The organism is Staphylococcus sp. Mo2-1 (assembly GCF_046721385.1).
In the GTDB taxonomy this organism is placed as follows: Bacteria; Bacillota; Bacilli; order Staphylococcales; family Staphylococcaceae; genus Staphylococcus; species Staphylococcus equorum_A.
The window spans coordinates 2,032,941-2,054,030 of the sequence record NZ_JBEUUK010000001.1 but is presented as its reverse complement, the minus strand read 5'-3'; the positions used below and the strand labels follow the sequence as shown (position 1 = coordinate 2,054,030).

Genomic DNA, 21,090 nt, shown 5'->3' with positions numbered 1-21,090 from the left:
TGAGAGGTGTGCCAAATGGATAGTATTGACTCACGGCTCACAAATGTAGAAACTGAGCTGAAACGTATTAAAGACAGTGAAATAACAGATTTGAGAAATCAAGACAGGAAACTCGACCAAAAAATCGAGGATTATTTCAACCGTATTGACCAAAAAATAGACAGCAATTTTCAATCTCAAAAAGAGAGCTCAGATAATGTCAGAAACTCATTAGACGTAGTCAAGGAGGGGCAGTTCGAGCAGAAAATTGTTAACAAAGAAATTAGTTTAACGCTTGAGCGTTTTAATGATGAACTTACAGCCCATAAAAAAGAGAGGGACGAGAGCCGAAAAGAGATTAAATCACAGCGCCGATGGGTCATTGGTATTGCTGTGCCTCTGATTGGCTCTTTTATGATTGCAGTTATTCAAATGCTTTTCTGATAGGCGTAGCGACTCTTTGAAAGGGGGTGTTTATCATGATGAAAGCTAGAGCGTTTAAATTCGCAATTTTCGCAGGTTCATTCTTAACTTGCATGTGGTTCGGTTACGAGTGTTAGTTGAGATTTGGGTCATTGCCTGTCAGGCAGTGGCCTTTTTATTTTAATTATATTTAGGAGGCAAATTTTGGAACAGATAATCGCATTTGCTGGGGTAATCTCAGTTTTAACAATAGCAATAACAGAGGTATTCAAAAGAATTAAAGGTGTGCCAAAAACAATTATACCCGCACTGTCTATGCTTATCGGTGTAGTTATTGGAGGCGTCACTGTTTTCATTCCTGAAATCGTTACAGAGTTGTCATTCGGTGGTCGATTGTTAGCTGGTTTAATTAGTGGACTTATGGCCACTGGCATATGGGAAACATTCAAAAAACGTGACGGTAGAACGAAAGAGAATACTAATATTGGTGGGGGAAGTGTTAAGTAATGACAGAAAAATGGAATGGCGTACCTGTACGCTATGAGTTGCTACCTATCGGAACAAGACGTAGTGGCCAAAAGTTAACATCAGGAACACCAGCATTTGCAGTGGCACATGACACAGGTAACTTAAACACTACAGCACAGAACAACGTAGACTATTACAGAAACTCATATAATATTGATTGGGCGCTTGTTGCAAGTGCTCACATCTTTGTTGATGACAAAGAGGCAATCATTTGCATACCTGTTACAGAGAAAGCGTGGCACGTGCTCTACAACGCAACAACGGACAATGCCTGGTATGGTGCAGACGCTAACGACGTAGCTTTCGGCGTTGAGGGCTCATATTTCACAGATAAGGTACGCTCTAAGAAGTCACTCGATAATTTGGCTCGAGTGCCGGCTTACCTTTGTGACTATTGGAAGATTGACCACAAAACAGAAATGCCAGGCCATCAAGATATACAAGCGGGCAAAGTTGACCCTGGCAACTTACTCGAACACGCAGGCTACAGCAGGAACATAAGCAGTTTAGACAAATTGGTTATCAAATACATAGGGGGCGTGAAAGATAGCTCAGAAGAGCCCTCAAAAGAGTTGAGCGAGCCAACATCAGAGAAACCTACAAAATCGCCTCAATCTCACGTTGAACTTAAAGAGGCTATTGAGTACATGCACAGTATGAAAGGTCAATACATTGATTTTGACGGAGAATTTGCTTATCAGTGTGTTGACGTTATTACTGATTTTGTGCACCACGTTACAAAAGGTGTAAGGTTCTGGGGTAATGCGAAAGACCTTATCAACAATGTTATGCCTAAAGGCTGGAAGGTTGTCGAAAACACAGCTGACTATATCCCACCTGTTACAGCAATTGCTGTGTACACTAAAGGCATATATAGCAGATGGGGTCACACAGGCTTAGTGTGGGATAACTCAGGAGGCACAGACTCATTTACAATCCTTGAACAGAACTTTGACACTTTAGCAAACAGTCCTGCAAGGCTAAGAGTAGATGATTACTCAGGTTTAACACACTTTATCGTCCCTGACTTTGCTGACGACAGTGTCGACCTAGCAGACATCGGCACAGTTAAGCCTAAAGAGACGAAATCAGGCAAAGCGTTGAAACTTAACTCAATCCCTCCGAAAAATCTTTCATGGTCAAATCAGGCGTATTTCAAAGCAGTTGCAGATAATGCAGGGGCTGCTATTTGTAGACCTAACCACAACAATGTAATGACATTGACTACCGAAGAGTATGGTCAGGGCGACGTTTTCTATATCTATGAAATTCGTGACGGTTGGGCTCGTGTCTACAGCCCTGACAATGACGGTTATGTTTGGCATGAGCGTTTGCGTATTACTGAGATTTTCAAGCCAGCAGGTGGCGACAGCAAACACGACAAACCTGACAAGCAGGCAGTTAGCCAAAAAGAGAAAGCGAAAAAAGCTAGCAAGGTAAAAGTGGGAGGTATTCCACCGGCTACAATCAAATGGGGGCGTAAGGCGAAGTTTAGAGGTAAGCTCGACTATTACGGCGCTACGATTGCAAAACGTTCAGGCAAAAAAGGCAATTACAGCCGGAACCTCACAAGCGAAAGTTATCCAGCAGGCTATGACGATTTCTATATATTTGAAATCTTAAATGGCTGGGCTCGTGTGTACAGCTCTAGCAATAACGGCTGGGTATGGCACGAACGCCTAAGAGTTGAAGAAACTTTTTAATGTGTTGTCGTAATTAATCGGTTGTTAATACTATATTATGTTTTAGGGTAGGCACTTTGGTTTGTGCTTGCCCTATTTTTTTATGCAAAATATATTCATAATAGATGCAAAATAGGCACTTTTTGTGCATAAATATGTGCGTTGCCCTAAAAATTATCTCGAATTCGAGGCGTTGCCCTGGTTCCGTTCGGTTGCCCTGAATTTCTAACCTGGGCAACGGGTAAACCCCAACAGCCCGTTGACTTTCAGGTCTATCGTTGCCCTGGTTCCATAAAAGTTCCTATTGAGTTAAAAAATAGAGTATAGGGGATATAGAGAGTGTATTATTACATAGGCTATTCCCTAACACGTATTTTTATAAGTTTGGGAATTATTTTTTGCGATTTTTGGGCAACGCAAGGGTTTAGACTTAGGGGCGCAAGGGGTTTGGCTAGTTTCCACCTTAAAAATGGGTGGCAACGCAGGAATTTTGCATAAAATGTATAAAATCTGTTGCAATATTGGTACAAAGTCTGTATAATGAATTTTGTAAGGTAATCAATCGCCTTACAAACTCTCTTGAAAAAGGGGGTGTAAAAGTGGAGGACATAATAAAAACGCTAGCAATCGTATTCCTAGTACGACTACCGGCGTTAGTAAAGCAACTTAGATTGTGGCACCTCGGTTACCTAGACCGAAAGCCAAACAACAAAGATAAGTAATTCACTTATTGCCTAGTCCCGTTAATTCGGGGCTACCCTTTTTCAAGACCTATTGTATTACATTCTCAGGGAGGTTTCAACATATCATGATTGTTGCAATTGCTGTATGCGTTATATTAGTATTGTCCCCCGAAATAGTTAAGGTAATCAGGAAAGCACATTTTAAATATATGGATAGAAAATAAAAATTTTAAGGTTTCTGTTGCAATATTGGTACAAATGATTTATAGTGTTAACTGTAGCAGACAGAGGCAAACGAAAACAAAGGAGCGAATAAAATGAAACTTAAAAACTTATCAAACTACACAAACCAAGAATTACAGGACGTACTTACTCAGGTTAAGGCTTACTTGCAATTAGATGAGTTCGATTTCACGCTAGTGACTTTAGTAAATTACCAAGAGCGTGAAGAGGACGGCACGACTTACTATGAGATTTATGAGTCAACGCTTTTCATAGAACAAGAGACAACACTAGAAGAAATGCAAGAAATGCAAATCAGTAAGGAGCAACTTGTTAAAACATACAAAACTAAAAGAGGTCTATTGCAAGCTATGCTGAACGACTCAGATGTAGCAGGCAGCCGATACAGAATACACACAGTAATATAATCAAACGGGGCGCACAGCCCCTACTAAATAAAAAGGAGCTAAAATAATATGATTAATTTACAAGATATGTTTAAAGTAGCAGAGGATAAAATCGCAAAGGCACTTGATAGCTGTGGATATAACGGCGATTTCAGAACGATAGTAAAAAATATCATGGATATAGACGAAAGAGCTTTCGATATGCTTTGGGACGAGGACACAATCAACTCAGATGAGTATGACCTAGAAGAGGTTGACCTTGTAGAGGTACATAAGAAACTAGAGAGACTACAATAAAACACACGGGGCGCACAGCCCCTAAATACAAATTAGGAGGCAATAAAATGAATGAATTAATTAGATTAATTAAAAAGGCCGTAGCAAACCAAGACCAACAGCCGCACAATGTAACAAGAGAGGATTACAGAAACCTCAATGAACTTGAGAAAAGAGGTTATATAGTTTATAAAGATTTTAACAACGCCCCTGACATAATAGTGTTTGAAAAAGGCGAAAACTACGACCAACTTTAGGGGGGGTTAAGCAATGGATAAAAAAGAACATACAGTATTTTCAGGGCTACTTCTCAGCCTATTAGGGATTATGGAAGAGTCGAACGACCCAGCAACGAGAGACAGACTTGACGAGAAAATCAAAGAAGTAATGAAAGAGCTAAACTTAACATGGGAGGATATAGGGTAAATGAAATTCTTCATCGGGTTTATATCAGCAACGGTAATCATAGCCTTAACCTTAACAGGGGTATACGCATATAAAGAACTTAAACCAAACGACAACGATAGCGCACAAACAAAAGAACAGAACAACCAATTAAATGAAACGCCAACACAACAAACTGATAATGAACAGACAGCGCCAGCAGAGCAAGAGAATACTGAAAATGTAGAACAAACAGCACCGAGCAACCATACCATCACACGAGAATGAAAATACAGAGAAACAGGACATGAAACAAGGCATGTCAGATAATCAATATATACAGGAGCAATATAACGGATTAATAAAACATATGAAAAAAAGAGCAAGTCAAGGTGCTGACGCAGACGAGTTACACGAACTACAGTCACAACTAGATGATTATGCAACACAACATGCAGACGAACTAGACCTTGACGAGGGCTGGACACAATAATATTGACTAGGAGGTGTAGGCGATGACTGATACTAAAATCAACACAGACACTACTCAGCGACTCACAGAGCGTATAAATCAAGTGTTAGAGTCAAACGTACCGAGCAAACAGAATACAAGCTATAACAGGCCTACAGCGTTCACTTATAAGCAAGTTGAGACGTGGCGAGGTTAAACTTGAAAACGTAACATTTCAAAAAGCTATGACGCTATATGAATATGCTGACGAAATTCTAAAAGAGCAATAAAAGAGCCCAGCCTCAAATGAGGTTAGGCTCTTATTTTTATATTTGAATTAGGGCTGAGGCCAGGCGTGGCATATGTGGGGGTTTTGGTGTGTTATTCGGTAATTGGACGCCTAACGCGGAATTCAATATTTGGGTAGATGCTTGAAGCGGCTAAACGTGTCTTTGATAGTGGAGTGACGATTAATGTATTTGGACTAGATGTTACACACCAAGTATTGGCAACGGATGAAGTGATTAATCGATTTAAGCGAATCGACAATCAAATTGCTAAATTTGTCGTTGAACTTTTGGAGTTTTTCAAAGCAACTTACAAAACACATTTTAATATGGATGGCGGTCCAATACATGATGCTTGTACTATCTTGTATTTATTACAACCAGATTTGTTTACGATGCAACATACACACATAGATATTGAACATCAAAGTCCGCTTACATATGGGACGATGGCAGTCGATTTAAATGATATTACAGATAAAGAAAAAAATGCTTATTTTGCTACTGCAGTGGATGTTGAAAGCGTATGGAAACTGATGGAAAATATGCTTGGAAGTTATAGTGCTTAATGCAATGTGTAATTTTAAAATTTAAGAAGTGTAATCTAAAATAAGATTAGAGTAGTGAAAAAAGTCATTGTATAAACGATATACGATGACTTTTTTAGTTACGTCAAACTAAAGTATGAGCCTTGTCCAAGCTGTATGATTAGCGTATCAAAACTATAAAAAGTATACTAATATATCACAACTTAAATATATTAAAGGTGATTTGAATAGTGAAAAATACGATAAAAACAATTGTCTTACTTATTATTATTATAGTTCCGTTAACACTACTCATTATTAACATAGACGACATTCAAGACAGTATGAATAAAACTTTTACTGAAGAAAGTAGTAACGAGGCTGATGAAGATAGTGACAACTCATTTAGCATGTTATTTGATGGAAGTAGAGAAACAGAAACATTTGGTGAATACGAGAGAAGTAATTTTGATGGCAAACATTACGGTATAGATTATCATTTACCAGAAGATACGCCTATAAAAGCTGCTTCAGATGGTACGGTAACACGTACATTTAATAATGACTTAGGTGGGAAAGTCTTACAAATTTCGGAATCAAATGGTCAGTATCATCAGTGGTATATGCATTTAAATGATTTTAAGGTTGAAGTGGGTGACAAAGTGCAAGCCGGCGATGTCGTTGCACTTTCAGGAAATACTGGTGAACAAACTACAGGCGCTCATCTTCATTTCCAAAGAATGAATGGTGGCGTTGGTAATACGTATGCTGAAGATCCTAAATCATTTGTAGAAAAACTGCCTGATGGCGAAAAAAGTTTATATAAAAAATAATAAAAAGCTTTGGTAATATGTTGCCAAAGCTCAGAACGTAGACAAATCAAATGCTGTAAAGGCATTTGGTTTTTTTATAGATATTTTTCCTTGAGGCAATCTTTGTTCATTAATTTCAATGGCTAATTATGATTGGAAATGTAGGGAATATCTTTTCTCTAATTTAGTTATAAATTCAATTTTATTTTCGTTTGTCTTTACATAATTTCAACCAATGATTGATTATATTATTATTATTATTTTAAAAAGTGGCAGTGATTTGGGCCGACTCCTGCGGGAAAAGCACTAGCCGAAGACTACAGGCTGAGGCTGTGCCCGCGGAAAGCGTGCACAAAAAATGCCAACAAAGTCGTAGACTTTGTCGACATTATGAAGCTTTGCAGTTGGCAAAGCTTTCTGTATACATATTAGTCATTGATGTCATGTATGGAATCGTAAGCTAAATAATCTTGATGTATAGCTTCCCATAAATAGAACGCACCAATAGAAGCGCAATGCTCCCAACGTTCCGAACATAAAGAAAGCTGTGCTTTTCGTTGCGCTTTAGTTGTATCGTACAACCATTGCGCTGACCTTTGTAGGCCAACATCATGTACAGGGACAACATCTGGACGCTGTAATGTAAATAATAAAAAAACTTCGGCAGTCCATTGTCCAATACCTTTCACTTCAGTTAACGTACGAATAACTTCATCGTTGCTTAACTTGTGTAAATTTTCTAAATCTAGTTTTCCATGTTGTATATGTGTTACTAAATTATGAATATAATTAATTTTAGATTTAGATAAACCAAAAGATCTCATTTGCGTATCTTCGATTTCAGACAGTTTATCAACTGTCCATTCATCATTGAGAGCATCCGTTAACTGTTTGAAAATAGATGCGGCCACTTTTACTGTAATTTGTTGTCCTATTATAGAGCGAATTAAAGATTTTAATGGATCAGGACGAATATTGATTTGGATATTCCCAATTTTTTTAATAAGTAATGCTAATGTTGCATCTTTTTTTATTAATTGTTGAACACAGTTATCTTGTACATGAATATCCCATGTGGTCATTTCTAACATCACCTTATTTTAACAAGTCTTGAAGTACGACAGCTTGGTTATGCGCTTCATCTTTAGCCGCAAATAATAAAATAATATCTTTTTTAGTATTTGCTATGATTTCTTTAAGTTCGTTAAATGCTGCTTGCTGATCGTCATTTTCACGTAATTCTTTTTCATATTTTTCTTTGAAAGCGGCGTACAATTTAGGATCATGATCGAACCATTTTCTTAACTCAGATGTAGGCGCAAGTTCTTTTAACCAATGATCTAAATTTGCATCTTCCTTAGATACACCTCTTGGCCAAACTCGGTCTACAAGTATACGTACACCATCTTTTTGTTCATTATCATAAATTCTTTGAATGTGAATAGTCATACCATTCATCCTTTCTATAAATAAAAACCTCTTATAATACTTAATTACCTATAGTGAATAGAGAAAAACATAGTTATTTTAATTATAGAAGAATGAGAAAGGGTATATAGATACAAAGCGTAGAATAGGAGGGAGTTTAATGACAAATTTCGATAATGTGCAACCACCTCAACAATTCAAATATCGAGATAACGATGTATGTATAAAAAACTATTATGAATTCACATGTGACAATCGTATTTATTTCACTGAAAAATTCCACAAAGATTTAGAGCATCATTTATATAAATTTAACATTGAAATTTTATCTGCAATTGATGATTACGGTCTAGCAATGGATTTTAATGAAGTTGATAAGTTATATAAAAAAGAAATTGCGCCTTATCTAGATGGAAAATTAGTGAATCAAACGTTGCCGGATATGAATACTACTGCTGAAAATATCGCTTTTTGGATTTGGGAACAATTCGATAGTTTATTACCAAAAAATAATAAATTGCAAAAGCTGGAATTTTTTGAAACTGAAACACAAGGTCTTGTCATAACTTCTGAATTAATGGAAAAATAAAAGCTATTATGGAAGAAACTAAAAATCATAAGATACCAATTAAATATATAATGAAAAGCCAACAGATTACTTAATCGTTATCTGTTGGCTTTTTATTTGCTGTTTTACCGACTTATTTTAAAAAATTAAATACAAAAGTAATATTCTGAAAATTAAGATAATATGATATATTAGTAATTATTACAACTTAGGAGGAACTGCTATGATGAAAATCAGTCCGAAACAATTTATAAATAATGTATTATCAGGTGTAGCAATAGCGATTGTTGCAGGTCTGATTCCAAATGCAATTTTAGGTGAACTGTTTAAATTTCTTTCACCAACGCATCCAATATTCGAAACCATGTTACAAGTAGTAGAAAGTATACAATTTACAGTACCACTTCTTGTAGGAGCATTGATTGCAATGCGCTTCAATCTAACGCCGTTAGCTACAGCAGTAGTTGCAAGTTCGGCATTTGTTGGTAGTGGCGTTGCACAATTCAATGATGGTGTATGGACGCTTGTAGGCGTTGGGGATTTAATCAATACAATGATTACTGCGGCAATTGCAGTGTTTTTTATATTAATAGTAGGAGAACGTTTTGGTAGTTTAACGCTAATTATTTTACCAACAATTGTTGGAGGCTTGGCTGCATTTATAGGCGTACTCATACTGCCATACGTACAAATGATTACTACAGGTATAGGTAATCTGGTAAATTCATTTACAGAATTACAACCTATATTAATGTCTATGCTTATTGCACTTGCATTCAGTTTCATAATTATTTCACCGATATCCACCGTTGCTACAGCCCTAGCAATAGGTATAAGTGGTTTAGCAACTGGTTCTGCTTCGCTTGGTATCGTAGCGTGTGAAGGTGCACTTGTTGCGGGAACAATGAAAATGAATAGACCAGGCGTGCCGATCACAATTTTTCTAGGCGGCGTTAAAATGATGATACCGAATATGGTAAGACATCCTATTATTTTATTACCGATTTTTACAAATGCACTTATCACAGGATTTGTAGGTGGACTTATTGGTATAGAAGGTACAAAAGAATCTGCCGGATTTGGTATTATCGGACTTGTAGGACCCATTAGTGCCTTTAAATTTATGGAAGACTCGATATTAATGAATTTATTACTTGTATTTATCACATTCTTTGTAGTTCCATTTATTATGGGGTATTTAATTAATCTTTTCTATATGAAGGTATTAAAACTATATGATAGTAATATTTATAAATTCTTAGCATAAGAGGTTATATATTTTGAATATGAAGCGAGTAATGATTTGTAATAAACTAACATACAAATTAATTTTTTAAAAATGTATTTAGATAATCTAAAAGGCCACATAACAGTGGTCTTTTTTTATATTTCGACAAAATTAATTGCAAGTTTCGCCCCAAATTATAAATTTTATGTCGAATTTTAATTTTACAGTTTGATAACAGTAGATGGATTTGTAATATTTCAGACTATATGAAAAATTCGTAAGAAAATTGATATAAAGCGCAATATAATAACATTTAGAGGTATATGAAAAGTATATTTTATTTGTTTAGAGCGTAACAAAACAAAACGATTATATTTCAATGTTACAAAGAGAAGCTTTATCTGTAACGTTTTGTTATCTTAGTGTAATATAATTGACCGAAATTTATGGTATATTATTTGTGGCGAAAAAATAATACATAAAAATTAATTGCTTGAAGCACATAGGATAATTTAATTAACGAAAATATAATTTTACTTAAAAAGATTTAAATGGAGGATTTTTTAATTATGAAGAAGACAATTTTAGCATCATCATTAGCAGTAGCATTAGGTGTAACAGGATACGCGGCAACAGCAGACAACAATCAAGCTCACGCTTCAGAAGAAAACATCGACAAAGCGCATTTAGCTGAATTAGCACAAAGTGGTGCTGCAGAATTAAATGAAAAGCCATTACACGCAGGTGCATACAACTATGATTTCGTATTAGGTGGTTATGAATATACATTCACTTCAGATGGTCAATCATGGTCATGGGAATATGATGTAGCAGGTGCTCAAACTGCATCTTCTAACGTTTCTACAAATACAACTCAAGACGTTAGCGCGCAAGCAACTACTAACTCGAACGAAAAATCAACAAGCGAAGTAAGTACGCAACAACAATCAAGTAATGTTGACGTAAAACCAGTTGCAGCTCCTAAAGCTTCAACTACTACAAAAGTTGAAACTACACAAACAAGTACAACTACTAAAACTTACGAAGCTGCTAAAACTTCAGCTGCCGCAACAGGTGGATCAGTTAAAGCTCAATTCTTAGCTGCTGGTGGTACAGAAGCTATGTGGAATACTATCGTATTACCTGAATCAAGCGGTAACCCAAATGCTGTTAACCCAGCTGGTTACAGTGGTTTAGGTCAAACTAAAGAATCATGGGGTACTGGTTCAGTATCTACTCAAACTAAAGGTATGTTAAATTACGCTAAAGAACGTTACGGTTCAATTGATGCGGCATTAGCATTCCGTTCATCACACGGTTGGTGGTAGGATTTATATCGCTAAATCATAAAATTTAGTGATGTAAATCAAGAGAGTGACTCACAAGAGTCGCTCTTTTTTTATATACTTTAAAGTTTATTGACAAGAGCGAATATTCTGATAAAATTAAAGCTAATTAAATAAACGAAAACTTATCCAGAGAAGTTGAGGGATTTGGCCCTATGAGACTTCAGCGAGCAGACTTATGTCGTAAGTACTGTGCTACTTCCAACAAGTGACATGACTTGATAGATAGGTGACATGTGAAAACTATATGCCACTTCATTGGGTATATAGTTTTTTTATATAGGAGGACTTTTTAATGTCAATTTCAGATAGATTAGCACAAATTCCCGATAGCTACTTTGGTAAAACGATGGGGCAAAAGGTTGAACATGGGCCTTTACCATTAATCAATATGGCAGTCGGTATCCCTGATGGCGAAACGCCAAAAGGTATTATTGATTGTTTCGCCGATGCGATACGTCTTCCTGAGAATCAGAAGTATGTAGCATTTCATGGTAAAGATAGCTTGAAACAAGCAATTGTAGATTTTTATGAAAGACAGTACCAAGTAGAATTAGATAAAGAAGAAGAGGTTTGTATTTTATATGGAACGAAGAATGGTTTAGTAGCACTCCCAACATGTATTGTTAATCCGGGAGAAAATGTATTACTACCAGATCCTGGTTATACGGATTATTTGGCAGGTGTGATGTTGGCTGATGCGCAGCCTGAGCGACTGGTGCTTAAAGCGCCGTATTATTTACCTGAATGGGATAAAGTAGATAAAGATGTGTTAGCTAATACACGTCTAGTTTATTTAACATATCCTAATAATCCAACGGGTTCAGTAGCTACAAAGGCTGTATTTGATGAAGCTGTCGCAAAATTTAAAAATACAAAAACTAAAATTGTTCATGATTTTGCATATAGTGCATTTGGTTTTGATGGTAAGAACCCAAGTTTGCTTCAATCTGAAGGTGCGAAAGATTTAGGCGTAGAAATTTTTTCACTATCTAAAGGTTACAACATGTCAGGATTCAGAGTGGGTTTTGCAGTAGGGAATAAAGACATGATTCAATCATTGAAGAAATATCAATCGCATACACACGCTGGTATGTTCGGTGCGTTACAAGATGCGGCTACTTACGCGCTGAATCATTATGATGATTTTTTAGAAGAACAAAACGAAACATTTAAAAGACGTAGAAACCAATTTGAAGCAAAACTCAAAGCAGTAGATATACCTTTTGAACCGATGAAGGGCGGTATTTTCTTATGGTTGAAAACACCATCTGAATACGATGGCGAAGCGTTTGTTGAATATTTATTACAAGAACAATCTATACTTGTTGCACCTGGCATACCTTTTGGTGAACATGGGCGTAACTATGTACGTATTTCATTGGCACTTGATGATCAAGCATTGATGGAAGCGAGCAGAACGTATTCAATCGCTTAAATATCTTTATCAATAATAAAATAGGAGTGAATTTAGATGACAAGAATCAAACTTTTTGGCGTGCGTGAAGAAGATATTCCTTACATAGAAGCATGGGCAACAACAAACAAAGTAGAGGTGGATTTAGATAAAGATTTACTTACTTTAGATACAGTAGATCGTGTAGAAGGATTTGATGGTTTATCTTTATCACAGCAAATTTCATTAGATGAAGCAGTATACGAAAAATTACATGATTTTGGTATTAAACAAATTGCGCAACGAAGTGCAGGTTTTGATAGCTATGATTTAGAGTTAGCTCAAAAATATAATTTGATTATTTCAAATGTACCTTCATATTCACCACATTCAATTGCAGAATATACAGTGTCTCAAGCACTTAACTTAATTCGTAATTATAATGATATTCAACAAAAAACAGCATCTTATGATTTTAGATGGCAACCTGCGATATTATCACGTTCTATCAGAGATTTAAAAGTCGCCGTAATCGGCACAGGACGTATTGGTTCTATTGTAGGTAAAATTTTTGCTCAAGGGTTTGACGCTGAAGTTGTGGCATATGATATTGAACCGAATGAGCAATGCGAAACATATTTAACTTATAAAGATAGTGTGACTGAAGCTGTAAAAGATGCAGACATTGTCACTGTACATATTCCAGCTAGTAAAGAAAATGATTATTTATTTGATGAAGATTTATTTAATACGTTTAAGAAGGGGGCAGTATTTATCAACTGTGCACGTGGCACGATTGTAAAGACAAGTGCACTTATAGCGAGCCTTGGATAATGGAATGTTAAAAGGTGCGGCGCTTGATACTTATGAGGGAGAGAAAGGATTGTTCCCTAGTGATCAAAGAGGCACAGAACTTAAAGATGATATTTTAACTCAATTAATTGAAAGACAAGATGTTATAGTGTCTCCTCATATTGCATTTTATACAGATGCGGCAGTCGAAAATTTAATTGTGGATGCACTAGATGCAACACTAGAAGTATTGAACACGGGTGATACAGGACTGCGTGTCAATACTTTATAAAGTGGTTTTAACATAATATTAAAAGTAATATAAGTAATAAAAAAAGTGGGCGCATCAAAGATGAGGCGTCCACTATATTTGTGTACTATTCATTTATTTTACATCATAACCTTGGTCTTCGATTGCTTCTTTCATATGAGACATTTCGACTTTGCTGTCATCATAATCTACTTTAACATTATTTTCTTCAAGGCTAACATCTGCTGTGTTAACACCATCAAGGTTAGTAAGTGCTGACTCTACTGCTTGTTTACAGTGATCACAACTCATGCCTTCTACTTTAATTGTTTCTGCAGTCATACAAATCACCTCCTTAAAATAATGAATGTCTCTATTATGATTATTTTAAAATTGAATTATAATTTCATGCGTTTAAGTCTCAATGCATTAGTGACGACACTCACAGAGCTTAACGCCATTGCGAGCACCGGCAACCCATGGTGCGAGTAAGCCTAATGCTGCAATCGGTATACCAGCTACATTGTAACCAAATGCCCAAAATAAGTTTTGACGAATATTGCGTATCGTTGCTTTACTGGCTTTCATGGCTTTTGGAATTAATAATAAGTCTCCACCAAGAATTGTAACGTCAGCAGCTTCTATGGCAACTTCTGTACCTGTACCAATTGCAATACCAATGTCTGCTTGTACAAGTGCTTGGTGCATCATTGACACCATCACCAACCATGGCTACTGTCTTGCCTTGATCTTGTAGCGCTACAATTTTTGAGGCTTTTTCTTCAGGTAGTACGTCAGCAATTACTGTATCGATGCCTACCTGTTTTGCAATGGCTTGTGCAGTACGTTCGTTATCTCCAGTGAGCATCACGACTTCAATATTTAAATCATGAAGTTGTTGAATTGCTTCACTCGTTGAAGCTTTAACAGTGTCTGCAACAGCGATTGTTCCTTTTAATTCGCTATCTATGGCAATCATCATTGCTGTTTTTCCATCTTGTTCAAAACGTGATAACTGTGTTTCTGCACTGTTTATTGCAATATCTTGTTCTATCATGAATTTGCGATTACCAACGCGTAATGATTTACCATCAATCGTTGCTTTTATACCGTGACCTGGTATTGCTTCGAAATGTGCTACTTCTAAAAATGGTATATGGTTCTTTTTAGCGTAATTCACAATAGATTCCGCTAAAGGATGTTCAGAACCTTTTTCTGCACTTGCGAGTAGTTGTAACACGTCATCATCACCATCGAAATCAGTGACTACGGGTTTACCATTTGTAATTGTGCCTGTCTTATCTAATACAACAGTATTGACTTGGTGTGTACGTTCAATATGCTCGCCACCTTTAAAAAGAATGCCATTCTCCGCAGCTTTTCCAGTACCTACCATAATAGAAGTAGGTGTAGCTAACCCAAGTGCACAAGGGCAGGCGATTACGAGCACTGCGATGGCAGCAACTAAGGCAGGTTCGAATTGTCCTGTTTGTACGAGTGTAATCCATATAATAAATGTGAGTAAAGCAATGCCAACTACAATTGGCACAAAATAGCCAGAAATAATGTCAGCAAGGCGTTGAATAGGTGCTTTAGATCCTTGTGCTTCTTCCACAACTTTAATAATCGAAGCGAGCGCTGTATCTTTCCCAACTTTAGTTGCTTCTACTGTAATAGAGCCATTTTTATTCATTGTGGAACCGATGACATTATCATTTTGAACTTTCTCAATGGGTATAGATTCACCAGTTAACATAGATTCATCTATAGAAGTGGTTCCTTTAATGACTTTACCGTCTACAGGTATTTTCTCACCAGGTTTAATGACAAGGTAATCACCTTGTACAACCTCACTTAATGGAATCATTAGTTCTTCTTGATTACGTAACACACGTGCTTCTTTTGCTTGAAGGTTGAGCAATTCACTTAAAGCGTTTGTAGTTTGTGTTTTTGCGCGCGTTTCTAAATATTTTCCGAAGAGAATCAATGTAATTAGCACTGCACTCGTTTCAAAATATAAATGCGGTGTATAATTCGCAAAGCTTAACCATTTAATCATTTCATATAAACTATAGAAGTATGCGGCACTTGTACCTAAGGCGACAAGCACATCCATGTTGGCAGAGCCATTGCGTAAATTTTTATAGGCACCTACGTAAAATTGCCAACCGATAATAAATTGGATGGGTGTAGCTAATGCAAATTGAAACCATGGGTTCATAAAAATATGCGGAATTTGCATACCAAAAAGATGCACGAACATTGTAAGCAATAAGGGTGCTCGCTAAAATTGCTGAAATAATAAGTGTAGTACGTTTGTGTTGTAACTCTTGTTCTTTTTGAGAACTTTTTTCACTGGCAGCTTGTTTCGGTTTTGCGTCATAACCTATTTTTTGAATTTTTTTAATCAAATCATCAATAGAAGTCATTTCTGGATTATAAGCAATCGTTGCATTTTCAGTAGTTAAATTGACATTAGCATGTGCAACGCCAGTGTCACGGTTTAATACTTTTTCAATCCTATTCGAACATGCGGCACAAGTCATGCCGATAACATCGAGTTCCGCTTTTTCGGTTAAGACACCATAACCTGTTTTTTCAATGGAATGCGTAAGATCTTCTATGGTTGTTGATTCAGGATTATAAGCAACCGTTGCTTTTTCAGTTGTAACGTTCACAGTGGCATCTACATCATTTATTTTATTTAAGTTTTTCTCTATACGATTTGCACATGCCGCACAAGTCATACCGGTGATACCTAAAGTCGTTTTTTTCTTTTCGGTCATGAAGACAACCTCCTTTCATATATATAATTAAATATTAGTGACAGAGTCGTTTGTTAAATTGCTATATTTTTAATATACCCACACTAGGTATAAATGTCAATTTTTGTGTTTAAAAAAAGAGATTGAAATAAGGGCTTAGTTTTAAAAACTTACCGATATTTCAATCTCATAGATTCATATTTTATAAAAGATGTTGTTTGTTTACTTTGCTTAATTCTGAAACAATTTTACGACTGTCTTTGTTGAGGTGTTGTACATAAATTGTATTTTTTTCTTATGATAGTTTTCTATTAAAGTATCAATCGCATTCACTGCGGAATCATCCCATAAGTGAGCTTGACTAAAATCTAAGTAAATTATTTTATTACGTAATTCTAAATCAAGTTGATTCATCATAGAATCTATAGAGACAAAGAAAATCTGTCCTTTGATTTTGTAGTGAATAGTTTCATCGACTTCTTCATAATCTACAGTAACATTTGAAATTTTTGTAGCAAAACAAAGGGCACTTACAATGACACCAACGATAACACCTAAGGCAAGGTTACTCGTGAATAGCACAATAGCTACAGTAAGTATCATGACTAATGCATCAGTGCGTGGTGCTTTTTTCATAAATTGGAATGAATGCCAATCAAACGTCCCTACGGATACCATAATCATGATACCAGCTAATATAGGCATAGGAATTTGAACGACCCAATCACCAAATACGATAATTAAAACAATCAAAAATACACCAGCTGTAAAAGTAGAAAGGCGCGTTGTTGCACCAGAGCGAACATTAATTACGGATTGACCAATCATAGCACAGCCACCCATTGCACCAAAGAATCCTGTAATGAAGTTGGCAATACCTTGTCCACGTGATTCTCTATTTTTACTACTATACGTATCAGTTGCTTGGTCTACGATACGTGCAGTTAATAAACTTTCCACAAGTCCAACAATTGCCATAGATAACGAATAAGGCAAAATAATTTGTAATGTTTCTAAGTTAAATGGCACATCAGGAATGAAAAATTGTGGCAATGAACGTGTGATTTGTCCTAAATCACCAACAGTTTCGACTTTTGCGCCAGTTGCTAAGTAGACAATAGTAAGCAAAACAATTGCGATAAGTGGCGCGGGAATTTTTTTGAATACTCGTGGCAATAAGTAAATAATGAGTAGTGTAGCAATAACAAATAAATATGTAGGTATCGATATACCAAATATATGTTTAATCTGTGTCATAAAAATAAGAATCGCTAAAGCATTAACGAAGCCAATCATGACAGAGTTTGGGATGAACTTCATTAAACGACCAACTTTTAATACACCAAAAATAATTTGTATAATACCCATTAAGATTGTTGCTGCCAGTAAATATTGAACGCCATGGTCCTTTACTAATGGCACAATGACTAAGGCAACAGACCCTGTAGCTGCTGAAATCATTGCCGGTCTACCGCCAACAAAAGAAATAACAACTGCTATAATAAATGAAGAATATAGACCGACCATAGGATCTACGCCGGCAATGATAGAGAATGAGAGGGCTTCAGGAATGAGTGCGAGCGCCACAAGGATACCAGCTAGGATATTGGTGCCCGGAGCAGTGAGCCATTCTCGTTTAAGTTTATTTAACATCTTCTTGTACTCCTTATTTAAAATTCAATTAGACTATTATATCATATGACAGAAGTGTAGATTTAAAAAATTAGAATCAAAACAATTTCATATAAGTGACAAAGTTGTCATTTTAAAATAGCTTTTTGTTAGTTATAACAAACGAAAAGAAAAAATAATTAGCTATGATAGTTATATAGAGAAAAAGATGACAAGGAGTGAATAAACATGTCGATATTAAAAGTAGAAGGACTAACAAAAAAGTACGGTAACAGACATCAGCAACAAGAAGTATTAAAAGGGATAGATTTTTCAATTGAAAAAGGTGAATTTGTTACCATAATGGGGCCTTCAGGCTCTGGTAAAACGACACTTTTAAACGTCCTAAGTTCTATTGATTATATAACGAGTGGCACAGTTGAAATTAATGGCAATAAAATAAATAACATGAGCAACAAAGCGTTAGCAGATTTTCGTAAAAAAGAGATAGGTTTTATTTTCCAAAACTATAGTGTCTTACACACATTAACAGTAAAAGAAAATATCATGCTTCCTTTATCAATTCAAAAAATGTCTAAAGCAGAAAAAGAAAATAATTATAATGAAGTAACAAAAGCGCTAGGTATTCATGAACTGGGTCATAAATATCCGAATGAAATTTCTGGAGGACAGCAACAGCGTACTGCAGCGAGCACGTGCCTCGGTACATAAACCTGCTATTATTTTTGCTGATGAGCCTACAGGCGCATTAGATTCAAAAAGCGCACAAGATCTTCTCAATAGACTTGAAGATTTGAATGAAAGCATAGATGCAACGATTGTAATGGTCACACATGATCCAGTGGCGGCAAGCTATTCTAATCGTGTCATTATGTTAAAAGATGGTAGTGTTCATTCTGAAATATACCAAGGTGAGGACTCGAATCAAGCATTTTACAAAAATATCATTCATATGCAAACTGCTTTGGGTGGTGTAGCAAATGAGTTTTAACCAAATCGTAATTAAGAACTTCAGACAAAATATACGGCATTATGCGATGTATATATTTTCGTTGATTGTCAGTATCGTATTATATTTTAGTTTCGTTACATTAAAGTATACAGAGAGTATAAACAATGTAAATTCAATGTCTATTATTAGAAAAGGGTCTGAAGTAGGGTCATATTTCTTATTTGCGATCATACTTATATTTTTAATGTACGCAAATCAATTATTTATAAAACGACGGACACGCGAATTTGCTTTATATCAATTGATAGGTTTAACACGAAGAAATATTATGCGCATATTATTAATTGAACAGGCCGCAATGTTTTTAATAACAGGATTGATGGGCATCATTATTGGTGTCTTTGGTTCGAAGATTCTCTTAATGATTGTACTCAAGGTATTAACTATAGACACGAGTGTATCATTAACGTTCCAATTACCTGCTGTTATACAAACCATTTTATTAATTATCGTGTCTTTCCTATTGATTATGGCACAAAGTTTCATCTTTTTACGTAAGCGCAGTATATTATCAATGATGAATGATAGTACAAAATCTGAAGCAACTCAATCTAAGATGACATTTATTGAAGTTATCTCGGGCATCTTAGGCATAACCATGATTGTTTTGGGTTACTACATGTCTACTGAACTGTTTGGCAAATTCGCAGAGCAATTAATGTTCGCACCATTCGCCATTCTGTTTTTAACTATTGTAGGTGCATATCTGTTCTTTAGAAGTTCAGTGTCGTTGATTTTTAAAACAGTAAAACGTTCAAAAAATGGTAACGTGTCTATAACAGATGTTGTATTTACGTCTTCAATTATGCACAGAATGAAGAAAAATGCATTATCACTCACAATAATAGCGACGATATCTGCTGTTACTGTAACCGTGCTATGCTTTGGTGCAATCAGTAAGTCAACGATTGACGATACAGTGAAACAATCCTCACCACAAGATTTCAATTTTCTAAAAAATAAACAAGCACAACAATTTGAAGATGAATTAAAACAAAAGGATATAGGTTATAACAAAGTATATAAAGAAGTTACTCAATTAAAAGTAACTAAAGAGAATTTTTATGATTACAGTAGTAATTTTGGTGAAACTGATAAAATGTTTATAACAAGTAATAAATATTTTAATGATAAAGGTATTACGGACCATAAAGCGAAAATGATAAATATGGCTTCATCCGCAAGTATAATGAAATTTAATTTAAATACAAAAATTCAATTTGACACTAAACCAGCGCAAACATTTAAAGTAATTGATGCGAAAAAAGAAGTGGATTTTAAAAATGATGTCAGCTTTGCTTCACCAGTATTACTCATAAGTGAACAGCAATATAATCAATTAAAACCACAGGGCGAAGAAACACGTGCACAATATGGTTATGATTTGAAGAATCAAAATAATTGGAAAGAAGCTAATAAAATCGCTCATTCCGTTCATTCTGATATCTATCCTCAAAAATTAGTACGTCAAGAATTGAATGACTCTGCAGGTATTTTATTATTTGTCACATCATTCTTAGGATTAGCATTTTTAGTTGCATCAGGTTGTATCATCTATATTAAACAGATGGATGAAACAGAAGATGAGATACCGAGCTTTCGTATATTACGCAAAATTGGATATACGCATAGTGATATGCTCAAAGGGTTAGGACTTAAAGTAATGTTTAATTTTGGACTCCCACTTGTTGTGTCATTATTACATGCATATTTTGCGGCTAAAGCATTTATGTTGATCCTCAGTACTACAAATATGTTACCTGTCTATATTGTTATGGGTGCATATTCAATCGTTTATTGCATATTTGCAGTTATGTCATTTATCCATTCAAGTAGAATCGTTAAACATTCTATCTAAATCCGAATAATAAAATTAATAATTTAAAAGTTTAGTCAACACACTATAACGGAGCAGTTATAGTGTGTTGTTAGTGCATTCGTTTTATATTGTTCAAAACTAATTAAAAATTCAAAATGTTTGTATATGTTCTGAAGTGGTATCTAGCAAGTAA

General features: G+C 35.5%; 19 protein-coding genes, 6 pseudogenes and 1 riboswitch. Of the genes and pseudogenes, 20 read left to right on the top strand and 5 right to left on the bottom strand.

Annotation, left to right across the window (positions count from 1 at the left end; translation table 11 throughout):
* Positions 1 to 15 precede the first annotated feature (15 nt).
* From ABLV95_RS10420 to ABLV95_RS10360, 13 genes and pseudogenes are all read left to right on the top strand, one after another.
* Complete coding sequence (locus ABLV95_RS10420) at positions 16 to 423, top strand: DUF2951 family protein (RefSeq protein WP_460875567.1); 408 nt, start codon at positions 16 to 18, stop codon at positions 421 to 423.
* Positions 424 to 606: 183 nt separating this feature from the next.
* Positions 607 to 909: a holin gene (locus tag ABLV95_RS10415; RefSeq protein WP_460875563.1), complete on the top strand. Its 303-nt coding sequence runs from the start codon at positions 607 to 609 to the stop codon at positions 907 to 909.
* Complete coding sequence (locus ABLV95_RS10410; RefSeq protein ID WP_460875560.1) at positions 909 to 2,633, top strand: N-acetylmuramoyl-L-alanine amidase; 1,725 nt, start codon at positions 909 to 911, stop codon at positions 2,631 to 2,633. Before ABLV95_RS10415 ends, ABLV95_RS10410 begins: the two co-directional genes overlap by 1 nt.
* 578 nt (positions 2,634 to 3,211) lie before the next feature.
* Positions 3,212 to 3,334: a hypothetical protein gene (locus ABLV95_RS10405; RefSeq protein WP_230620705.1), complete on the top strand. Its 123-nt coding sequence runs from the start codon at positions 3,212 to 3,214 to the stop codon at positions 3,332 to 3,334.
* A gap of 278 nt (positions 3,335 to 3,612) precedes the next feature.
* Positions 3,613 to 3,945, top strand: coding sequence for a hypothetical protein (locus ABLV95_RS10400; protein WP_460875558.1), 333 nt, complete (start codon positions 3,613 to 3,615; stop codon positions 3,943 to 3,945).
* A 48-nt stretch (positions 3,946 to 3,993) separates the two neighbouring features.
* Positions 3,994 to 4,221, top strand: a complete 228-nt coding sequence (locus ABLV95_RS10395) for a hypothetical protein (RefSeq protein ID WP_460875556.1) — start codon at positions 3,994 to 3,996, stop codon at positions 4,219 to 4,221.
* A gap of 47 nt (positions 4,222 to 4,268) precedes the next feature.
* Positions 4,269 to 4,457, top strand: coding sequence for a hypothetical protein (locus ABLV95_RS10390; RefSeq protein WP_460875554.1), 189 nt, complete (start codon positions 4,269 to 4,271; stop codon positions 4,455 to 4,457).
* 13 nt (positions 4,458 to 4,470) lie between these two features.
* Positions 4,471 to 4,626, top strand: a complete 156-nt coding sequence (locus ABLV95_RS10385; RefSeq protein ID WP_423164879.1) for a hypothetical protein — start codon at positions 4,471 to 4,473, stop codon at positions 4,624 to 4,626.
* Complete coding sequence (locus tag ABLV95_RS10380) at positions 4,627 to 4,872, top strand: hypothetical protein (RefSeq protein WP_460875551.1); 246 nt, start codon at positions 4,627 to 4,629, stop codon at positions 4,870 to 4,872.
* A 19-nt stretch (positions 4,873 to 4,891) separates the two neighbouring features.
* A complete protein-coding gene (locus ABLV95_RS10375; RefSeq protein ID WP_460875548.1) occupies positions 4,892 to 5,077 on the top strand; it encodes a hypothetical protein in 186 nt (61 codons plus the stop codon).
* 22 nt (positions 5,078 to 5,099) lie between these two features.
* Entirely contained in the window at positions 5,100 to 5,252 is a 153-nt protein-coding gene (locus ABLV95_RS10370; RefSeq protein WP_460875546.1) for a hypothetical protein, read from the top strand.
* Between the two features lie 158 nt (positions 5,253 to 5,410).
* Positions 5,411 to 5,891: pseudogene (locus tag ABLV95_RS10365) on the top strand (nucleoside hydrolase); the annotation flags it as partial.
* A 209-nt stretch (positions 5,892 to 6,100) separates the two neighbouring features.
* The gene (locus tag ABLV95_RS10360; protein WP_277575653.1) at positions 6,101 to 6,682 is read left to right on the top strand and encodes a M23 family metallopeptidase; all 582 of its coding nucleotides are present in this window, start codon (positions 6,101 to 6,103) and stop codon (positions 6,680 to 6,682) included.
* A gap of 407 nt (positions 6,683 to 7,089) precedes the next feature.
* Here the strand turns inward: ABLV95_RS10360 and ABLV95_RS10355 are convergent, their stop codons facing one another.
* The gene (locus ABLV95_RS10355) at positions 7,090 to 7,743 is read right to left on the bottom strand and encodes a DNA-3-methyladenine glycosylase family protein (RefSeq protein ID WP_427706284.1); all 654 of its coding nucleotides are present in this window, start codon (positions 7,741 to 7,743) and stop codon (positions 7,090 to 7,092) included.
* Positions 7,744 to 7,756: 13 nt separating this feature from the next.
* The gene (locus tag ABLV95_RS10350) at positions 7,757 to 8,110 is read right to left on the bottom strand and encodes a DUF488 domain-containing protein (RefSeq protein WP_427706286.1); all 354 of its coding nucleotides are present in this window, start codon (positions 8,108 to 8,110) and stop codon (positions 7,757 to 7,759) included.
* Positions 8,111 to 8,249: 139 nt separating this feature from the next.
* Here ABLV95_RS10350 and ABLV95_RS10345 point away from each other — a divergent pair, with 139 nt between their 5' ends.
* From ABLV95_RS10345 to ABLV95_RS10325, 5 genes and pseudogenes are all read left to right on the top strand, one after another.
* Positions 8,250 to 8,678: a 6-pyruvoyl trahydropterin synthase family protein gene (locus tag ABLV95_RS10345; RefSeq protein ID WP_427706288.1), complete on the top strand. Its 429-nt coding sequence runs from the start codon at positions 8,250 to 8,252 to the stop codon at positions 8,676 to 8,678.
* Positions 8,679 to 8,880: 202 nt separating this feature from the next.
* Complete coding sequence (locus ABLV95_RS10340; protein WP_460875543.1) at positions 8,881 to 9,924, top strand: PTS transporter subunit IIC; 1,044 nt, start codon at positions 8,881 to 8,883, stop codon at positions 9,922 to 9,924.
* A gap of 530 nt (positions 9,925 to 10,454) precedes the next feature.
* On the top strand, positions 10,455 to 11,213 hold the full coding sequence (locus ABLV95_RS10335) for an aggregation-promoting factor C-terminal-like domain-containing protein (RefSeq protein ID WP_427706292.1): 759 nt from the start codon (positions 10,455 to 10,457) through the stop codon (positions 11,211 to 11,213).
* Positions 11,214 to 11,353: 140 nt separating this feature from the next.
* Positions 11,354 to 11,463, top strand: a riboswitch (SAM riboswitch).
* A gap of 63 nt (positions 11,464 to 11,526) precedes the next feature.
* A pseudogene (locus tag ABLV95_RS10330) lies at positions 11,527 to 12,685 on the top strand (aminotransferase class I/II-fold pyridoxal phosphate-dependent enzyme).
* 20 nt (positions 12,686 to 12,705) lie between these two features.
* Positions 12,706 to 13,711: pseudogene (locus ABLV95_RS10325) on the top strand (D-lactate dehydrogenase).
* 93 nt (positions 13,712 to 13,804) lie between these two features.
* On the opposite strand, the gene copZ reads toward ABLV95_RS10325, so the two are convergent.
* From copZ to ABLV95_RS10310, 3 genes and pseudogenes are all read right to left on the bottom strand, one after another.
* On the bottom strand, positions 13,805 to 14,011 hold the full coding sequence (copZ, locus tag ABLV95_RS10320) for a copper chaperone CopZ (RefSeq protein WP_069818151.1): 207 nt from the start codon (positions 14,009 to 14,011) through the stop codon (positions 13,805 to 13,807).
* A 56-nt stretch (positions 14,012 to 14,067) separates the two neighbouring features.
* Positions 14,068 to 16,455, bottom strand: a pseudogene (locus ABLV95_RS10315) (heavy metal translocating P-type ATPase).
* Between the two features lie 181 nt (positions 16,456 to 16,636).
* A pseudogene (locus tag ABLV95_RS10310) lies at positions 16,637 to 18,087 on the bottom strand (SulP family inorganic anion transporter).
* Between the two features lie 207 nt (positions 18,088 to 18,294).
* On the opposite strand from ABLV95_RS10310, the pseudogene ABLV95_RS10305 reads away from it, so the two are divergent.
* Positions 18,295 to 19,057: pseudogene (locus ABLV95_RS10305) on the top strand (ABC transporter ATP-binding protein).
* Positions 19,047 to 20,936: an FtsX-like permease family protein gene (locus ABLV95_RS10300; protein WP_427706302.1), complete on the top strand. Its 1,890-nt coding sequence runs from the start codon at positions 19,047 to 19,049 to the stop codon at positions 20,934 to 20,936. The pseudogene ABLV95_RS10305 and the gene ABLV95_RS10300 overlap by 11 nt, the downstream one beginning before the upstream one ends.
* Positions 20,937 to 21,090 lie beyond the last annotated feature (154 nt).